The sequence below is a fragment of the Pseudomonas sp. IT-P395 genome (genome assembly GCF_949767675.1).
Taxonomy (GTDB): domain Bacteria; phylum Pseudomonadota; class Gammaproteobacteria; order Pseudomonadales; family Pseudomonadaceae; genus Aquipseudomonas.
The window spans coordinates 38,753-56,810 of the sequence record NZ_CATKPW010000059.1 but is presented as its reverse complement, the minus strand read 5'-3'; the positions used below and the strand labels follow the sequence as shown (position 1 = coordinate 56,810).

11 protein-coding genes are annotated in these 18,058 nt (G+C 60.4%); 6 read left to right on the top strand and 5 right to left on the bottom strand.

The genetic code is table 11. The features are described from left to right. Window positions 1-13 precede the first annotated feature (13 nt). On the bottom strand, window positions 14-1,204 hold the full coding sequence (locus tag ACM6IN_RS25445) for a benzoate/H(+) symporter BenE family transporter (protein ID WP_042704944.1): 1,191 nt from the start codon (window positions 1,202-1,204) through the stop codon (window positions 14-16). A 354-nt stretch (window positions 1,205-1,558) separates the two neighbouring features. Here ACM6IN_RS25445 and ACM6IN_RS25440 point away from each other — a divergent pair, with 354 nt between their 5' ends. Beyond that, the gene (locus ACM6IN_RS25440; RefSeq protein ID WP_007918375.1) at window positions 1,559-2,323 is read left to right on the top strand and encodes a GntR family transcriptional regulator; all 765 of its coding nucleotides are present in this window, start codon (window positions 1,559-1,561) and stop codon (window positions 2,321-2,323) included. A gap of 182 nt (window positions 2,324-2,505) precedes the next feature. Here ACM6IN_RS25440 and guaD read toward each other — a convergent pair whose 3' ends face one another. The 4 genes from guaD to xdhA all read right to left on the bottom strand — a co-directional run bounded on the left by guaD (window position 2,506) and on the right by xdhA (window position 8,673). After that, window positions 2,506-3,810 (bottom strand): guanine deaminase, encoded by a 1,305-nt coding sequence (gene guaD, locus ACM6IN_RS25435; RefSeq protein WP_007918377.1) that lies wholly within the window; start codon window positions 3,808-3,810, stop codon window positions 2,506-2,508. A 13-nt stretch (window positions 3,811-3,823) separates the two neighbouring features. Then, a complete protein-coding gene (xdhC, locus tag ACM6IN_RS25430) occupies window positions 3,824-4,681 on the bottom strand; it encodes a xanthine dehydrogenase accessory protein XdhC (RefSeq protein ID WP_414916899.1) in 858 nt (285 codons plus the stop codon). A gap of 145 nt (window positions 4,682-4,826) precedes the next feature. Next, complete coding sequence (xdhB, locus tag ACM6IN_RS25425) at window positions 4,827-7,226, bottom strand: xanthine dehydrogenase molybdopterin binding subunit (RefSeq protein ID WP_007918382.1); 2,400 nt, start codon at window positions 7,224-7,226, stop codon at window positions 4,827-4,829. Continuing rightward, window positions 7,219-8,673 (bottom strand): xanthine dehydrogenase small subunit, encoded by a 1,455-nt coding sequence (gene xdhA, locus ACM6IN_RS25420; RefSeq protein WP_095111811.1) that lies wholly within the window; start codon window positions 8,671-8,673, stop codon window positions 7,219-7,221. The genes xdhB and xdhA overlap by 8 nt, the downstream gene beginning before the upstream one ends. 268 nt (window positions 8,674-8,941) lie before the next feature. Here xdhA and ACM6IN_RS25415 point away from each other — a divergent pair, with 268 nt between their 5' ends. From ACM6IN_RS25415 to ACM6IN_RS25395, 5 genes are all read left to right on the top strand, one after another. After that, window positions 8,942-9,601, top strand: coding sequence for a GntR family transcriptional regulator (locus ACM6IN_RS25415; RefSeq protein ID WP_007918384.1), 660 nt, complete (start codon window positions 8,942-8,944; stop codon window positions 9,599-9,601). Between the two features lie 2 nt (window positions 9,602-9,603). Beyond that, window positions 9,604-13,092, top strand: coding sequence for a chromosome segregation protein SMC (smc, locus tag ACM6IN_RS25410; protein ID WP_123374767.1), 3,489 nt, complete (start codon window positions 9,604-9,606; stop codon window positions 13,090-13,092). A 259-nt stretch (window positions 13,093-13,351) separates the two neighbouring features. Further along, on the top strand, window positions 13,352-14,215 hold the full coding sequence (gene zipA, locus ACM6IN_RS25405; protein WP_007916269.1) for a cell division protein ZipA: 864 nt from the start codon (window positions 13,352-13,354) through the stop codon (window positions 14,213-14,215). Window positions 14,216-14,373: 158 nt separating this feature from the next. Continuing rightward, window positions 14,374-16,731, top strand: coding sequence for an NAD-dependent DNA ligase LigA (gene ligA / locus ACM6IN_RS25400; RefSeq protein WP_414916898.1), 2,358 nt, complete (start codon window positions 14,374-14,376; stop codon window positions 16,729-16,731). A gap of 151 nt (window positions 16,732-16,882) precedes the next feature. After that, window positions 16,883-18,046 carry a putative zinc-binding metallopeptidase gene (locus ACM6IN_RS25395; RefSeq protein WP_414916897.1) on the top strand — a complete coding sequence of 388 codons (1,164 nt, stop codon included), beginning with the start codon at window positions 16,883-16,885 and terminating at the stop codon, window positions 18,044-18,046. The last annotated feature ends 12 nt before the right edge of the window (window positions 18,047-18,058 follow it).

The window sequence follows — 18,058 nt, the reverse complement described above, 5'->3', positions numbered from 1 at the left end:
GGGGCTTTTGACCTCAGGCTTTACGCCAATTCAAAATCACCAGCGTCAAAACCCCCGCGACAATCCCCCAAAACGCCGAACCAATGGAAAACAACGTCAGCCCCGACGCCGTGACCATAAAGGTAATCAACGCCGCCTCCCGTTCCTTCACCTCGGCCATGGCAATGCTCAAACCATTGATGATCGAACCAAACAGCGCCAGCGCGGCAATCGACAGCACCAATTCCTTCGGCAGCGCGGCAAACAACGCCGCCAACGTGGCGCCGAACACCCCGGCGATCCCGTAGAAAATCCCGCACCAGACCGCAGCGGTGTAGCGCTTGTTGCGATCCTCATGGGCATGCGGCCCGGTGCAAATCGCCGCGCTGATGGCCGCGAGGTTGATGCCGTGGGAGCCGAACGGCGCCAGTAATAGTGAAGCGATGCCGGTGGTGGTGATCAGCGGCGAGGCCGGGACGTTGTAACCGTCGGCGCGCAGGACGGCGATGCCGGGCATGTTCTGCGAGGTCATCGCGACCACGAACAGCGGAATGCCAATGCTGATGGTCGCTGCCAACGAGAAGTGCGGCGTGGTCCACACCGGCGTCGCCACTTCCAGATGAAAACCGCTGAAATCCAGCAGCCCCATGAAGCCAGACAGCGCGGTGCCGATCAGCAGCGCGGCGAGCACGGCATAACGCGGCGACAGACGCTTGACCAGCAAATAAGTGAAGAACATCCCCAGAACCAGCCCGGTGCGGTGCTGTGCGGCGACGAAGATTTCGCTGCCGATCTTGAACAGAATCCCCGCCAGTAATGCCGCTGCCAGTGACGCGGGGATCTTTTTTACCAGGCGTTCGAAGCTGCCGGTCAGGCCGCAGATCGTCACCAGCACGGCGCAGGTGATGTAGGCGCCAATGGCCTCGCCATAACTGACGCCGCCGAGGCTGGTGATCAGCAACGCTGCGCCGGGTGTCGACCAGGCGATGGTGATGGGCGTGCGATAACGCAGCGAGAGGCCGATCGAACACACCGCCATGCCGATCGAGATCGCCCAGATCCACGAAGAAATCTGCCCGCTGGTCAGGCCCGCCGCTTGCCCGGCCTGGAACATCAGCACCAGCGAGCTGGTGTAGCCGGTCATCATCGCAATGAAACCGGCGACGATGGCCGACGGCGAGGTGTCGGAGAAGGGCCGCAATTGAGTGTGCGTGGCGTCGTTCATGACGGCGGTGTTCCTTATACAGATGAAGATGTCCGCCATAACGCAAACCCTTGTAGGAGCTGCCGAAGGCTGCGATCTGTTGATCTTGCTTCTCAAAATCAAAGTCAAAAGATCGCAGCCTTCGGCAGCTCCTACAGGGTAGGTGGTGTTCTGGCAGCGGATTCTGCGATCAAGCCTAAACTCAAACGTAACGGATCGTTGCAATACAGCGGAGGTCACAAACAGCCATACAGTCGTGTTGCCACCATCCATTGTGTACAATCGCGCTGTTTTTTACGCGATACTTGCCAGCGACCTACTGTGCCGTATTACAGTCACGGTCTATTCGCCGCAGTTCTCCCGACTCGAGTGCCCATGAACGAACAGTTGCAACCCCTCAAGAAACAACCGCGAGCAGGCAAAGCCGGCCGCAGCGGTACCCAGGACGATATTGTCTACGCGCATATCTTCGAGGCCATCCTCGAACAGCGTCTGGCGCCCGGCACAAAATTGAGCGAAGAAGCGCTGGGGGAAATCTTCGGGGTCAGCCGCACCATCATTCGCCGCGCGCTGTCGCGTCTGGCCCATGAAGGCGTCGTGCTGTTGCGGCCGAACCGTGGCGCCGTGGTTGCCAGCCCGAGTGTTGAAGAGGCGCGTCAGGTGTTTCTCGCTCGCCGTCTGGTCGAGCGCGCAATCACGGAGTTGGCCGTGCAACACGCCACCGCCGAGCAGATTGCCGAGTTGCGCCAGATGGTCAACGACGAGCGCGACAGCTTCTCGCGCGGTGATCGCGGCGCCGGTATTCGGCTGTCGGGCGAATTCCACCTGAAACTGGCGGAAGCGGCGATGAACGCCCCACTGATCAGTTTCCAGCGCAGCCTGGTTTCGCAGACGTCGCTGATCATTGCCCAGTATGAAAGCGGCAACCGCTCGCACTGCTCGTATGACGAACACACCCAGTTGATCGACGCGATCGAGAAACGTGACGGTGAGTTGGCGGTGAACCTGATGATGCATCACATGGATCACATCGACAGCAAGCTCAACCTCGATGAGGAAGGTGCGTCGGATGATCTGCATGCGGTGTTCTCGCATTTGTTGCAGACCAAGAAGCCGGGGCGCCCTGCGGCCAAGCTCTAAATGACACCGAGTCGCCCCAATCGCTGGCAAGCCAGCTCCCACAAGGAGTTGTGGGGTTCACCAAATCTGCGATACATCGAGAAACCTGTGGGAGCTGGCTTGCCAGCGATAGCAATCTGACAGGCAACAAAAAATCCCCCGGGGTACACACCACCGGGGGATTTTTTATGCCTTGGAAAAGCTTAGCGCTGATGCACCAAAGCACCTGCCGCATACGTCTGCTGCACCGTGCGGTCATCGCCCAGTGTCATCAACACAAACAACGTCTCGGCAATGTTGTTGGCCTGCTTCAAGCGGTAGCTCAGCAGCGGTGTGGCGTTGTAATCCAGCACCAGGAAGTCGGCGTCGGAACCCGGTTGCAGGTTGCCAATCTTGTCTTCCAGACGCAGGGCGCGTGCGCCACCCAGCGTCGCCAGATACAGCGACTTGAACGGGCTCAGTCGCGCACCTTGCAGTTGCATCACTTTGTACGCTTCGTTCAGCGTTTGCAGCAGCGAAAAACTGGTGCCGCCGCCGACGTCAGTGCCCAGACCGACGTTGAGTTTGTGCTTCTCGGCCATCGGCAGGTTGAACAAGCCGCTGCCGAGGAACAAGTTCGAGGTCGGGCAGAACGAGATCGCCGAGCCGGTTTCCGCCAGGCGCGCGCATTCGTCGTCGCACAGGTGCACGCCGTGGGCGAATACCGAGCGCTCGCCGAGCAATTGGTAGTGATCGTAAACGTCGAGATAGCCTTTACGCTCCGGGAACAGCTCCTTGACCCACTCGATTTCCTTGAGGTTTTCGCTGATGTGGGTCTGCATGTACAGATCCGGGTATTCGCTCAGCAGTTGCCCGGCGAGGGTCAGTTGTTCCGGAGTACTGGTCGGCGCGAAGCGTGGAGTAACTGCATAGTGCAAGCGACCCTTGCCGTGCCAGCGCTCGATCAGCGACTTGCTTTCGACGTAGCTCGATTCGGCGGTGTCGGTCAGGTAGTCCGGCGCGTTGCGGTCCATCATCACCTTGCCGGCGATCATTCGCAGGTCGAGCTTTTCGGCGGCTTCGAAGAACGAGTTTACCGACTGCGGGTGCACGCTGCCGAAGACCAGCGCGGTGGTGGTGCCGTTGCGCAGCAGTTCCTTGATGAAAATGTCCGCGACCTCATCGGCGTGGGCCTTGTCGCCGAACTGGCTTTCGCACGGGAAGGTGTAGGTGTTCAGCCAGTCGAGCAATTGCTCGCCGTAGGCACCGACCATGCCGGTTTGCGGCAGGTGAATGTGGGTGTCGATGAAGCCCGGGGTGATCAACGCGTCCTGGTAGTGCTCGATTTCGATGTCCGCCGGCAACGTCGGCAGCAAATCACTGGCGTGGCCAAGGGCGCTGATCTTGCCGCCATCGACCACCAGCAGGCCGTCCTCGAAATATTCGTAGGAGGCTTCGATCCCGACTTCGGCGGGGTCGGCGATGCTGTGCAGGATGGCGGCGCGGTAGGCTTTGCGAGTCAGAGGCATGAGGGTTCTCTAATCAGTTTGAGGCTTTGAGTTTGGTCGCCTGACTGCGCCGCGAAACCGGCAGCAGTTTGGCAATCGGTTCGGCGCTGGCAGTCTGCTGGCCGAAGTTGGCGTTGTAGGTGGCGATGATTTCGCCGGCGATGGAGATGGCGATTTCCACAGGCAGTTTGCCTTTGACTTCGCCGATGCCCATCGGGCAGCGCATGCGTTGCACGACGCCGCTGTCGAAACCGCGATCACGCAAACGGTGTTCGAACTTCGCGCGTTTGGTCTTCGAACCGATCAGGCCGAAGTAGGCGAAGTCGTTGCGCTTGAGGATCGCGGCAGTGAGTTCAAGGTCGAGCTGATGGTTGTGGGTCATGACGATGCAATAACTGCCGGCGGGCAGCTCATCGATTTCATCCACAGGCTCTTCGGAAACGATTTTACGCACGCCGTGGGGGATCTGTTCGGGGAATTCGGCCTCGCGCGAATCGATCCAGCGCACCCGGCAGGGCAGGCTGGCGAGCAGCGGCACCAAAGCGCGGCCAACGTGACCGGCACCGAACACGGCGATTTGCGCCTGCACCTGGCCCATCGGTTCGAACAGCAACACGGTGGCGCCGCCGCAGCACTGGCCCAGGCTGGCGCCAAGGCTGAAGCGCTCCAGATGAGTTTCCTGCTTGCCGCTGGCGAGCATGTCGCGGGCGATCTGCATGGCTTTGTATTCCAGATGCCCGCCACCAATGGTGTCGAAGCTCTGGTTAGCGCTGATGACCATTTTCGAACCGGCGTTGCGTGGCGTCGAGCCGAGTTCTTCGATGATCGTCACCAGCACACAGGGTTCGCCCTGGTTCTGCAGGTCGGCGAGGGCGTCGATCCAGTTGTACATAGTTCACCCCTACAACATCGTTGTCTGTTCGGGCCTCATCGCTGGCAAGCCAGCTCCCACAGGATTTGCGGTGTAACGCCTATCGGTTAAACGCCACAAAAACCTGTGGGAGCTGGCTTGCCAGCGATTGGCCGCGCCTCGGTCTTTAGAGCGGAGCCAGCTCGGTTTCAGCTTCAACGGCTTTCACCGCTTTCAGCTGACGCATCTGCTCGCAACCCCATAACACCCGCTCCGGCGTCGCCGGCGCATCGATCTGCGGCTGATGCTTGTAATCACCGAGGCTTGCCACCGCATCCTTGATCGCACACCACGAAGCAATCCCGAGCATGAACGGCGGTTCACCGACAGCCTTGGAATGGAACACGGTGTCTTCCGGGTTCTTGCGGTTTTCCACCAGTTTCACCCGCAGATCCAGAGGCATGTCCGCCACCGCCGGGATCTTGTAGCTGGCCGGGCCGTTGGTCATCAGCTTGCCTTTGTTGTTCCAGACCAGCTCTTCCATGGTCAGCCAGCCCATGCCCTGGATGAAGCCACCCTCGACCTGACCGATGTCGATGGACGGGTTCAGCGAGGCGCCGACGTCGTGAAGAATGTCGGTGCGCAGCATCTTGTACTCGCCGGTCAGGGTGTCGACGATCACTTCGCAGCACGCCGCGCCGAAGGCGAAGTAGTAGAACGGACGCCCACGCGCCTGGCTGCGGTCGTAGTAGATTTTCGGAGTCTTGTAGAAGCCAGTGCTCGACAGCGACACCTGATTGAAATACGCCTGCTGGATCAGTGCTTCAAAGGTCAGGATATGGTCGCGAACACGCACATGGCCGTTGTGGAATTCAACGTCTTCTTCAGTGACTTTGAAGTGACGGGCAGCGAATTCGATCAGGCGTTTCTTGATGATTTCCGCCGCGTTCTGCGCCGCTTTACCGTTCAAGTCGGCACCGCTCGACGCTGCCGTCGGCGAAGTGTTCGGCACCTTGTCGGTGTTGGTCGCGGTGATCTGCACACGATCGATTTCGACCTGGAACACTTCGGCCACGACCTGCGCGACTTTGGTGTTCAGGCCCTGACCCATTTCGGTGCCGCCATGGTTCAAGTGGATGCTGCCATCGGTGTAGATGTGGATCAGCGCGCCGGCCTGGTTCAAGAAGCTCGCGGTGAAGGAAATACCGAATTTCACCGGGGTCAGCGCCAGGCCTTTTTTCAGGATCGGGCTGTTGGCGTTGTAGCGACGAATGGCTTCGCGGCGCTCGTGGTACTGGCTGCTTTCTTCCAGTTCGGCGGTCATCTCTTCGAGCATGTTGTGCTCGACGGTCTGGTAGTAGTGGGTGACGTTGCGCTCGGTCTTGCCGTAGTAGTTGGCCTTGCGCACCGCGAGTGGGTCGAGTTGCAGGTGACGAGCAATCGCGTCCATCACTTCCTCGATCGCGACCATGCCTTGCGGACCACCGAAACCACGGTAAGCGGTGTTCGACGCGGTGTTGGTCTTGCAGCGGTGACCATTGATGGTCGCATCGCCGAGGTAGTACGAGTTGTCCGAGTGGAACATCGCCCGGTCAACGATCGACGCGGACAAGTCCGGCGAGCAGCCGCAGTTGCCGGCCAGATCCATGTTGATCCCGTGCAGGCGCCCGGTGCTGTCGAAGCCGACGTCGTATTCGACGTAGAACGGGTGACGCTTGCCGGTCATCAGCATGTCTTCGACGCGCGGCAGGCGCATCTTGGTCGGCTGACCGGTGAGGTGCGCAACCACCGCGCACAGGCACGCCGGGCTGGCGGCTTGAGTTTCCTTGCCGCCGAAGCCACCGCCCATGCGGCGCATGTCGACGACGATTTTGTTCATCGACACGTCGAGCACTTCGGCGACCAGTTTCTGCACTTCGGTCGGGTTCTGCGTCGAGCAGTAGACGATCATGCCGCCGTCTTCGGTCGGCATCACTGAAGAGATTTGCGTCTCCAGATAGAAGTGTTCCTGGCCGCCAATGTGCAGCGTGCCTTGAATGCGATGTTCAGCGGTCGCCAGTGCCGAGACCGAATCGCCGCGCTGGTGGGTGTGGCTGTCGAGCACGAAATGGCGTTTGCGCAGGGCTTCGACGACGTCCAGCACCGGCTCGAGATCTTCGTATTCGATGATCGCCGCCATCGCGGCTTTGCGCGCGGTTTCCAGATCTTTCGCGGCGACGGCGAGCACTGGCTGACCGACGAATTGCACGTCATCGATGGCCAGCAGCGGGTCGCCCGGCAACAATGGGCCGATGTCTTTCAGGCCCGGCACGTCTTCGTGGGTGATGGCGATGCGCACGCCTTCGAAGGCGTAGCACGGCGAGGTGTCGATGCTGATGATTTTCGCGTGGGCGCGGTCCGACAGGCGTGCGTACAGGTGCAACTGGTTGGGAAATTCCAGGCGGTCATCGATGTACTGCGCCTCACCAGACACGTGCTTGGCGGCGCTGTCGTGCTTGACGCTGCGGCCGACACCGGAGGTCAGGTCCTTGGCGAACAATTCAGCCAGTTCAGCTTGAGTTTTCTCTACGCCGTGATGGTTAGACATAAGCGGTCACCCGAGTCTCGATGTGCGGTGTTTGCAGTTCGATGAAGTATTTGCGCAGTAGGTTCTGCGCGCTGAGCAGGCGATATTCCTTGCTGGCGCGGAAGTCCGAGAGCGGGGTGAAATCTTCCGCCAGTGCAGCGCAGGCGCGCTCGACCACGGCGTTGTTGAACGGCGCACCGATCAGTGCGGCTTCACAGTGGGCGGCGCGTTTCGGGATCGCGGCCATACCACCGAACGCCATGCGCGCATCGGTGATTACGCCGTTTTCGACGCGCAGGTTGAACGCGGCGCAGACGGCGGAGATGTCGTCGTCCAGACGCTTGGAGACTTTGTAGGCACGGAACAATTGCTCGGCGCTGGCGCGCGGCACGATGATCTTCTCGATGAATTCACTTTCCTGACGGGCGGTGACTTTGTAGTCGATGAAGTAATCCTCGAGGTTCAGGGTGCGGCGGGTTTCGCCTTTGCACAGCACCACCTGCGCGCCGAGGGCGATCAGCAGCGGTGGCGAGTCACCGATCGGCGAGGCGTTGCCGATGTTGCCGCCGAGGGTGCCCTGGTTGCGGATTTGCAGCGAGGCGAAGCGGTGCAGCAGTTCGCCGAAATCCGGGTACTCGGCGTTCAACGCTTCGTAGCAGTCGGAGAGGGCGGTGGCGGCGCCGATTTCGATGCGGTCTTCGAAGGTTTCGATGCGCTTCATTTCGGCGACGTTGCCGACATAGATCATCACCGGCAAAGTGCGGTGGAACTGAGTGACTTCCAGTGCCAGATCGGTGCCGCCGGCGAGCAGGCGCGCTTGTGGGTACGCGTCATAAAGGTCGGCCAGATCAGCGACGGTCAGCGGCACCAGGCAGCGTTTGTCGCCGCTGTTGAGTTCGCCGATATCGGTCGGGGCGATGGCTTTCAGGCGGGCGATGGTCTCCGCTTCGCGGGCATCGAACTGATCCGCTTGCTTGCCGCAGCAGGATTGTTCGGCAGCGGCCAGAATCGGTCGGTAGCCGGTGCAGCGGCAGAGGTTGCCGGCCAGCGCTTCGTGGGCCTTGGCCTGATCCGGTGCATCGCTGTTCTTTTGCAGGGCGAACAGCGACATGACGAAGCCGGGGGTGCAGAAACCGCACTGCGAGCCATGGCACTCGACCATGGCTTTCTGCACGCTGTGCAGTTCGCCTTGGTGTTTGAGGTCTTCCACGCTGATCAGTTGTTTGCCGTGCAACGACGACACAAAGGTCAGGCACGAGTTGAGGCTGCGATAGCGAATGTGTTCGCGGCCAGCGTCATCCGTCTGTAACTCGCCGACCACCACGGTGCAGGCGCCGCAGTCACCGCTGGCGCAACCTTCTTTGGTGCCGGACTTGCCCACGTGGTCACGCAGGTAATTGAGCACAGTCAGATTCGGGTCCAGGGCGTGCTCGCTACGGAGTTCCTGGTTAAGTAAAAACTGGATCACGGAAGGCCTCGCAGACTCATTATTGTTGTTAACCGACGTGAACCGAATTTAGCAGGTCTGACTTTTCGGTCAATGGTTTTCTGACTTAAAGGTCAGGAAAATACGTTTCGTCGATCAACTACGTGTCTATTCAGTATTGACCCTCATTGGATCCCCTGCTTTTTTGCGGGAATCGTGCCAAAAACCGCTGAGTGGGCACTCCGCCATGACCGTGCATTTGCGCTACACTGCGCCGCTTGTGCAGATCGATAGAGTTTGAAGGACAACCATGACGTTCAAGGCGCCGGACAGCCTCGCCGAGCAAATCGCTCACCACCTCGCCGAACGCATCATTCGTGGCGAAATGAAGCCGGGAGAGCGCATCCAGGAACAGAAGGTCACGCTGGCGCTGAACGTCAGCCGCGGTTCGGTCCGCGAAGCCTTGCTGATCCTCGAACGCCGCCACCTGATCGCGATCCTGCCGCGTCGTGGCGCGCACGTCACCGAGCTGACGCCACACAAGGTGCAGAGCCTGTGCACGCTGATGAGCGAGTTGTACATCCTGCTCGGCAATTCGGTGGCCAATGGCTGGCAAGTGCAGTCGGACATGGCGCCGTTCGTGCAGATCCAGCAGCGCCTGACCGCCAGCTACGAGCGTCAGGACATCCGCAGCTTCGTCGATGAAAGCTTCGCCGTGATGCGCGCCGCCTATCCGTTCGCCAACAACCCGTACCTGCAAGAGACCGTCGAGAACCTGCAACCGGCGATGAGCCGCGCCTACTTCCTCGCCCTCGAACAGCGCAAGGCTTCAATGAGCGAGTTCCTCGAACTGTTCGAACGCCTGCTGGCCGCCGTGCTTGCCCGTGATTTACCGCAGATCCGCATCGTGCTGACGGCTTATGCCCAGCGCAGCTGCGATCTGGTGGTTTCCGCCCTGACGGTTGCCTAAGCGTGCGGCTCAAGTGCATCAAACTGGCGGGATTCAAATCCTTCGTCGACCCGACCACGGTGAACTTCCCCAGTAACATGGCGGCGGTCGTCGGGCCGAACGGTTGCGGCAAGTCGAACATCATCGACGCCGTACGCTGGGTGATGGGCGAAAGTTCGGCGAAGAACCTCCGTGGCGAGTCGATGACCGACGTCATCTTCAACGGTTCGACCAGCCGCAAACCGGTGAGTCAGGCCAGTATCGAACTGGTCTTCGACAACTCCGATGGCACCTTGCTCGGCGAGTACGCGGCCTACGCGGAGATTTCCATCCGCCGCAAAGTCACCCGCGACAGCCAGACCACCTATTACCTCAACGGCACCAAATGCCGTCGTCGCGACATCACCGATATTTTCCTCGGCACCGGTCTCGGCCCGCGCAGCTATTCGATCATCGAGCAGGGGATGATCTCCAAGCTGATCGAGTCCAAGCCTGAAGACCTGCGTAACTTCATCGAAGAAGCCGCCGGCATCTCCAAGTACAAGGAGCGCCGCCGCGAGACCGAAAACCGTATCCGTCGCACCCACGAAAACCTCGCGCGTCTGACTGACTTGCGCGAAGAGCTCGAGCGTCAACTCGAGCGCCTGCACCGTCAGGCCGAAGCGGCGAAGAAGTATCAGGAATTCAAAGCCGAGGAGCGTCAGCTCAAGGCGCAACTGTCGGCCTTGCGCTGGCAGGATCTCAACGATCAGGTCGGCCAGCGCGAGTCGGTCATCGGTACCCAGGAAATCAGTTTCGAAGCCTTGGTCGCTGAGCAGCGCAATGCGGATGCGGCCATCGAACGTCTGCGCGACGGTCACCATGACCTGTCCGAACGCTTCAATCTGGTGCAGGGGCGCTTCTATTCGGTCGGCGGCGACATCGCCCGGGTCGAGCAGAGCATCCAGCACGGCCAGCAACGTCTGCGTCAGCTGCAGGACGATCTGAAAGAAGCCGAGCGCGCACGCCTGGAAACCGAATCGCACCTGGGCCACGACCGTACGTTGCTGCTGACCCTCGGCGAAGAGCTGGACATGCTCACCCCCGAGCAGGAAGTCACCAGCGCCGCCGCCGAAGAAGCCGCTGCCGCGCTGGAAGATTCCGAATCGGTCATGCACGGCTGGCAAGAGCAGTGGGACGCCTTCAACCTGACCGCCGCCGAACCGCGCCGTCAGGCCGAAGTGCAGCAGTCGCGCATCCAGCAGTTGGAAACCAGCATGGAGCGTCTGGCGGATCGGCAAAAACGTCTCGGCGAAGAGCGCGCGCTGCTCTCGGCTGACCCGGAAGACGCGGCGATCATGGAACTCAACGAGCAGCTCGCCGAGTCTGAAGCGACCCTCGAAGACCTGCAGACCAGCGAAGAAGCGCAGGTCGAAAAGCTTGAACAACTGCGTCAGGAATTGCAGCAGGCGCTGACCGCGCAACAACAGGCGCAGGGCGATTTGCAGCGTCTTAACGGTCGCCTCGCGTCCCTCGAAGCCTTGCAGCAAGCCGCGCTCGACCCGGGCACCGGCACCGCCGAATGGCTGAAGGAACACAACCTCGCCGAGCGCCCGCGCTTGGCCGAAGGCCTGAAGGTTGAGGCCGGTTGGGAATTGGCGGTGGAAACCGTGCTCGGCGCTGACCTGCAAGCGGTGCTGGTCGACGATTTCAGCGGTTTCGATTTATCCGGTTTCACCCAAGGCGATCTGCGCCTGCTCAGCCCGGCCAGCGATGGCGTGCGCGTCGCTGGCAGCTTGCTCGACAAGGTCGACGCGCAGATCGATCTGTCGCCGTGGCTCGGTCAGGTCAAACCGGTCGACAGCCTTGAACAGGCTTTGGCCTTGCGCGGGCAGTTGAGCGCTGGCGAGAGTTTGATCAGCCGCGACGGTTACTGGGTCGGCCGGCATTTCTTGCGCGTGCGCCGGGCCAGCGAAGCGGAAAGCGGCATGCTCGCCCGTGGCCAGGAAATCGAAGCGTTGCACCTCGAACGCGAAGAGAAAGAAGCCACGGTCGAGGCCATGGAAACCCGTCTGCAAACCCTGCGCGCACAACAGCGTCAGCAGGAAAACGGCCGCGAACATTTACGTCGTTTGCTGCAAGACGAAGCGCGTCAGCAAGGTGAACTGAAAGCGCAGTTATCTGCCGGCAAAGCCAAGGCCGAACAGTTGACGCTGCGTCGTACCCGTCTTGATGAAGAGCTGGTCGAACTCGGCGAGCAACGCGAACTCGAGCACGAACAGATCGGCGAAGCGCGCATGCAATTGCAGGAAGCGCTGGATGCCATGGCGCTGGACACCGAGCAACGCGAATTGCTGTTGGCTCAGCGCGACAGCCTGCGCGAACGCCTCGACCGCGTGCGTCAGGAAGCGCGGCAGCACAAGGATCACGCCCATCAATTGGCCGTGCGTCTTGGCTCATTGCGCGCGCAGCACGACTCCACGCGCCAGGCGCTGGAGCGTCTGGAAATGCAGGCCGAGCGTCTGACGGAAAAACGCGAACAGTTGAGTCTGAACCTGGAGGAGGGCGAGGCACCGCTGGAAGAGCTGCGTCTGAAACTCGAAGAACTGCTCGACAAGCGCATGACCGTCGATGAAGAACTGAAGACCGCGCAGATCGCTTTGGAAGATGCCGATCGCGAATTGCGCGACGCGGAAAAACGCCGGACGCAGGCCGAGCAGCAATCGCAGCTGATTCGCGGCCAACTCGAACAGCAGCGTATGGAATGGCAAGCCCTGACCGTGCGCCGCAAAGCCTTGCAGGATCAATTGCTCGAAGACGGCTACGATCTCAACGGCGTGCTCGCGACATTAACCGCGCAAGCCAGTGAACGCGAAGCCGAAGAAGAACTCGAACGCATCAATGCGCGGATTCAGCGCCTGGGTGCGATCAACCTCGCGGCCATCGACGAATACACGCAACAGTCCGAGCGTAAGCGTTATCTGGATGCGCAGGACGCCGATCTGGTCGAAGCGCTGGAGACCCTGGAAAACGTCATTCGCAAGATCGACAAGGAAACCCGTAACCGCTTCAAAGATACCTTTGATCAGATCAATGGTGGTTTACAGGCGCTTTTCCCAAAAGTTTTCGGTGGCGGGCGCGCGTATTTGGAACTGACGGGCGAAGATCTACTCGATACAGGGGTAACGATCATGGCGCAGCCGCCAGGGAAGAAGAACAGCACCATCCATTTGCTCTCCGGCGGGGAAAAAGCCCTGACCGCACTGGCACTGGTTTTTGCCATCTTCAAATTGAACCCGGCGCCGTTCTGCATGCTCGATGAGGTTGACGCGCCACTGGATGACGCTAACGTTGGACGCTACGCACGCTTGGTTAAGGAGATGTCGCAGACCGTGCAGTTCATCTATATCACCCACAACAAGATCGCCATGGAAATGGCCGAGCAGTTGATGGGCGTGACGATGCATGAACCGGGTTGTTCGCGACTGGTAGCCGTGGATGTCGAGGAGGCGATGGCGATGGTGGACGCCTGAGTCAGCGTGGTGTCGGAAAGGTAATTTGGTGTTGTAGGACTTTTTTACCGGGTTCGACTTGCTGGCCAATCGACATATTCGCGCAAGCCAATGAGACAGACGGTGTAAAGTTGTCTTTGGTCGTGCTAGTTTAATGTCAATTTTTCGTATACGTGGGCAAAACGCCTGTCAGAACATAGAGTTGGCGCCACGTTTTAAAGCGGTTTGCACAATGTAAACCCCTTATTTTTCAGCATTTTTTATAGAGGCACGGGATTACATGGAAATCGGTCTGCGCGAGTGGCTGATCGTCATCGGCATCATTGTGATAGCCGGTATTCTTTTCGATGGCTGGCGCCGTATGCGCGGCGGCAAGGGAAAACTGAAATTCCGTCTTGACCGAAGTCTGTCCAACCTGCCGGACGAGGACACCAGCGCTGAGCTGTTGGGCCCGGCCCGTGTTCTGGACAACCATAAAGAACCACAGCTGGACGAACACGATCTGCCGTCGGTGAGCATGCCGGCCCGCGAAGCACGCGAGCCTCGCGAATCCGGTTCGAAACGTGGCAAGCGTGGCAGCAACGGTCCGGCGCAGGGTGACCTGAACCTCGACCTGGATCTGGACGGCGGCCCGAGCTTCAGCAGCCGTGACGACGATTTCGCCGAAGACACCAAGCCTTCGCCGGCGGTGGTCGACAAAGACCAGCCGCAAGCTGAAGAAGTGCTGGTGATCAGCGTGATCTGCCGTGACGCTGCCGGTTTCAAAGGCCCGGCACTGTTGCAGAACATCCTCGAAAGCGGTCTGCGTTTCGGCGAGATGGATATTTTCCACCGTCACGAAAGCATGGCCGGCAACGGTGAAGTGCTGTTCTCCATGGCCAATGCGGTCAAGCCGGGCATCTTCGATCTGGACGACATCGACCATTTCAGCACCCCGGCGGTGAGCTTCTTCCTCGGCCTGCCAGGCCCGCGTCATCCGAAGCAAGCCTTCGACGTGATGGTGGCCGCAGCTCGCAAGCTGTCGCAGGAACTGAACGGCGAACTGAAAGATGATCAGCGCAGCGTCCTGACCGCGCAGACCATCGAGCACTACCGTCAGCGCATCGTCGAGTTCGAACGCCGCGCCCTGACCCAGAAGCGCTAAGGCCAAGATCAAAAGATCGCAGCCTCGTTTCACTCGACAGCTCCTGCAGGAATGATTTCTGTAGGAGCTGCCGAAGGCTGCGATCTTTTGCTTCTGCTGCCAGAGATAGATGAATTAGAGCAGCCTCGGCTGCTCTTTTGCTTTATGAGAGAACACCCATGACCGCCGCCAAAAACCGCATTCTCGAGCTGCGCGCTGAACTCGATCAGCACAACTACCGTTACCACGTCCTCGACGAGCCGAGTATTCCGGATGCCGAGTACGACCGGTTGTTCCACGAGCTCAAGGCGCTGGAAGCGGCCAACCCGGAGCTGATCACCAGCGACTCGCCAACTCAGCGCGTCGGCAGCGTGGCGCTGACCGCGTTCACTCAGGTGCGTCACGAAGTGCCGATGCTCAGCCTCGGTAACGCCTTCGAAGAAACCGACATGCGCGAATTTGATCGCCGCGTCACCGAAGGTCTGGATCTGCCGGCCGGCGATCTGTTCGGCGGCAGTGCGGCGGTGGAATACAGCTGCGAACCGAAACTCGATGGCCTGGCGGTCAGTCTGCTTTATCAGGATGGTGTGCTGGTACGCGGCGCCACGCGCGGCGACGGCACCACCGGTGAAGACATCAGCGTCAACGTGCGCACCGTGCGCAACATCCCGCTGAAATTGCACGGCGAAGGCTGGCCGGCGACCCTGGAAGTGCGCGGTGAAGTGTTCATGTCCAAGGCTGGTTTCGAGCGTCTTAACGCCTCGCAACTGGAAGTCGGCGGTAAGACCTTCGCCAACCCGCGCAACGCCGCCGCCGGCAGCTTGCGTCAGCTCGATTCGAAGATCACCGCCAACCGTCCGCTGGAATTCTGCTGCTACGGCATCGGCCAGGTTTCCCACGACATCTCCGACACGCACATCGGCAACCTCAAGCAGTTGCAGCAGTGGGGCATGCCGATCAGCCACGAGCTGAAACTGGCCAAGGGCATCGGCGAATGCCTGGACTACTACCGCGACATCGGCGAGCGCCGTAACTCGCTGGCTTACGAAATCGACGGCGTGGTGTTCAAGGTCAACAGCATTGCCGATCAACGCGAACTGGGCTTCCGCGCCCGCGAACCGCGCTGGGCGATTGCGCATAAATTTCCGGCGATGGAAGAACTCACGGAACTGCTCGACGTCGAGTTTCAGGTTGGCCGTACTGGCGCTGTTACGCCGGTGGCACGATTGAAACCGGTCAAGGTTGCCGGCGTCACCGTGGCCAACGCCACGCTGCACAACATGGATGAAGTCGCGCGTCTGGGCCTGATGATCGGTGACACCGTGATCATTCGCCGCGCCGGTGATGTGATTCCGCAAGTGGTGCAAGTGGTCATGGATCGCCGTCCGGAAAACGCGCGCGCGGTACAGATTCCAGAGAGCTGCCCGGTGTGCGGCTCGCACGTCGAGCGCACGCAACTGATCAAACGCAGCAAGGGCAAGGAAACCGTCAGTGAAGGCGCTGTGTATCGCTGCGTGGGTCGACTGGCCTGTGGTGCGCAACTGAAGCAAGCGATTATTCACTTCGTCTCGCGCCGGGCGATGGACATCGAAGGCCTGGGCGACAAGAGCGTCGAGCAGTTGGTCGATGAAGGTCTGGTCAGTTCGCCGGCCGATCTGTATGCGCTGAAGTTCGATGACATCGTCGATCTGGAAGGTTTTGCCGAAGTCTCCAGCAACAAGTTGCTCGCGGCCATTGAAGACAGCAAGAAGCCGGGGCTGGCGCGTTTCATCTATGCGCTGGGCATTCCCGATGTCGGCGAGGAGACGGCCAAGGTGCTGGCGCGCTCGCTGGGTTCGCTGGAGCGTGTGCAGCAGGCGCTGCCGCAAGTGCTGACCTACCTGCCGGATGTCGGTCTGGAAGTAGCGCACGAGATTCACAGCTTCTTTGAAGATGCGCATAACCAGCAGGTCATCACCGAGTTGCTGGGGCATGGTTTGCAGATTCAGGATCAGGGTGAGCTGGGCGCCGAGTTTGCCGCCAGCACCACACTGGGTGGCTTCCTCGACAAGCTGCACATTCCTTCGGTCGGCCCCGGCGGCGCGCAGAAACTGGCGGACAAGTTCGGCTCGCTGGAAGCGGTGATGAATGCTGACTGGCTGGACATGCGTCAGGCCTTGCCGGAGAAGCAGGCGAATTCGGTGCGCGAGTTTTTTGCACTGCCTGAGAACCGGCAACTGGCTGAGGCATCCGAAAAGCAACTGCGCGATTTCGGCATGCACTGGCAGAGCGAGAAGAAAATCGTCGAAGGTTTGCCGCTGTCCGGCGAGACCTGGGTGCTGACCGGCAAGGTTGAGTTGATGAGCCGTGATGTCGCCAAGGAACACCTGGAAAGCCTTGGCGCCAAGGTTGCCGGCTCCGTGTCGGCGAAGACTCATTGTGTGGTTGCAGGCCCCGGCGCCGGCTCCAAACTGACCAAGGCCAATGAGCTGGGCGTGAAGGTGATGGACGAAGAAAGCTTTATCGCCTTCCTCAAAACCCATGGCCTGAACGTTTGATCGTTCCCACGCTCCCGCGTGGGAATGCCGCCCCGGACGCTCCGCGTCCGCTGTGACGCGGAGCGTCACGGGATGCATTCCCACGCAGAGCGTTGGAACGATCATCGCGCGGGAATGATCTAGTCTTGGCAAGCCCCAGGGAGAGATCGCCATGCACCGCTTTTTCGAGCAGCTCAGTTCCCGCATCATCGCGCCGTTCATGGGCGAATCCTCACGCAACAGCAAAGTCTGGCCGTGCCGCTGCGGCCAGTCGCTGTTCTTTCGCAACAGCCAGTGCCTGGCGTGTAATGCCTTGCTCGGTTATCAACCCGAAGAAAGCCGCCTGACCTCGCTGCAACCGGGGCCCTACGAGGGCACCTGGACGCTCGACGCCGATCCCGACTCGGGATTGTTCCGCCGCTGCGCCAACCTCGACACAGCCGCCGCGTGCAACTGGCTGCTGCCAGCCAACGACCACGACAGCCTGTGCATCGCTTGCAGCCTCAACCGCACCATCCCCGACCTGTCCGACCCGGACAACCCTGAGCGCTGGCGCAAAGTCGAAATCGCCAAACGGCGTCTCGTCGCGCAACTGATTACCCTCGGCTTGCAGGTCATCCCGAAAACCGTGGATGAAGACACCGGGCTGGCCTTCGATTTCATCGGCGTCGACCTTGAAGGCAACGCGCCGATGACCGGCCACGCCAACGGCCTGGTCACCCTCGACATCAAAGAAGCCGACGACGCCCACCGCGAGCAGGTGAGGGCGGCGATGCACGAACCCTATCGCACACTGCTCGGGCATTTTCGTCATGAGGTCGGGCATTACTACTGGGATCGCCTGATCGCCAATGGCCCGTGGCTCGGCTCATTCCGCAACCTGTTCGGCGACGAGCGCGCCAGTTACGCCGAGGCGCTCGATCGTCACTATCAGCAAGGCGCGCCACTCGACTGGCCGCAGCACTACGTCAGCGCCTACGCAACGATGCATCCGTGGGAAGACTGGGCGGAAACCTGGGCGCATTACCTGCACATGATGGACGCCGTGGACACCGCGCTGGGTTTTGGCATGAGCGCGCGGGAAATGGATTTTGATTACCAGCCGTTTCCCACCAGCACGCTGTACGACCCGGAGCATCCCGGTGGCGAGGCGTTTCTGTCGTTCGTCAACGCGTGGATCGAACTGGCCGGCATGCTCAATGAGCTGTCACGCAGCATGGGCCAACCGGATTTCTACCCGTTCGTGCTACCGGCGCCAGCGATTGCCAAGCTGCACTTCATTCATCTGGTGATCCAGCAGGCGGGCGGCAGGGCGGATGAAGTTCTGGCCCTGTAGGCGCTGCCGCTG

What these genes read in the sequence shown, in the direction of transcription:
- xdhC (WP_414916899.1), bottom strand. Translation starts at nt 4,681, where the DNA reads ATGTACAACTGGATCGACGCCCTCGCCGACCTGCAGAACCAGGGCGAA.
- xdhB (WP_007918382.1), bottom strand. Translation starts at nt 7,226, where the DNA reads ATGTCTAACCATCACGGCGTAGAGAAAACTCAAGCTGAACTGGCTGAA.
- ligA (WP_414916898.1), top strand. Translation starts at nt 14,374, where the DNA reads ATGACCGCCGCCAAAAACCGCATTCTCGAGCTGCGCGCTGAACTCGAT.
- ACM6IN_RS25415 (WP_007918384.1), top strand. Translation starts at nt 8,942, where the DNA reads ATGACGTTCAAGGCGCCGGACAGCCTCGCCGAGCAAATCGCTCACCAC.
- zipA (WP_007916269.1), top strand. Translation starts at nt 13,352, where the DNA reads ATGGAAATCGGTCTGCGCGAGTGGCTGATCGTCATCGGCATCATTGTG.
- ACM6IN_RS25395 (WP_414916897.1), top strand. Translation starts at nt 16,883, where the DNA reads ATGCACCGCTTTTTCGAGCAGCTCAGTTCCCGCATCATCGCGCCGTTC.
- ACM6IN_RS25445 (WP_042704944.1), bottom strand. Translation starts at nt 1,204, where the DNA reads ATGAACGACGCCACGCACACTCAATTGCGGCCCTTCTCCGACACCTCG.
- ACM6IN_RS25440 (WP_007918375.1), top strand. Translation starts at nt 1,559, where the DNA reads ATGAACGAACAGTTGCAACCCCTCAAGAAACAACCGCGAGCAGGCAAA.
- guaD (WP_007918377.1), bottom strand. Translation starts at nt 3,810, where the DNA reads ATGCCTCTGACTCGCAAAGCCTACCGCGCCGCCATCCTGCACAGCATC.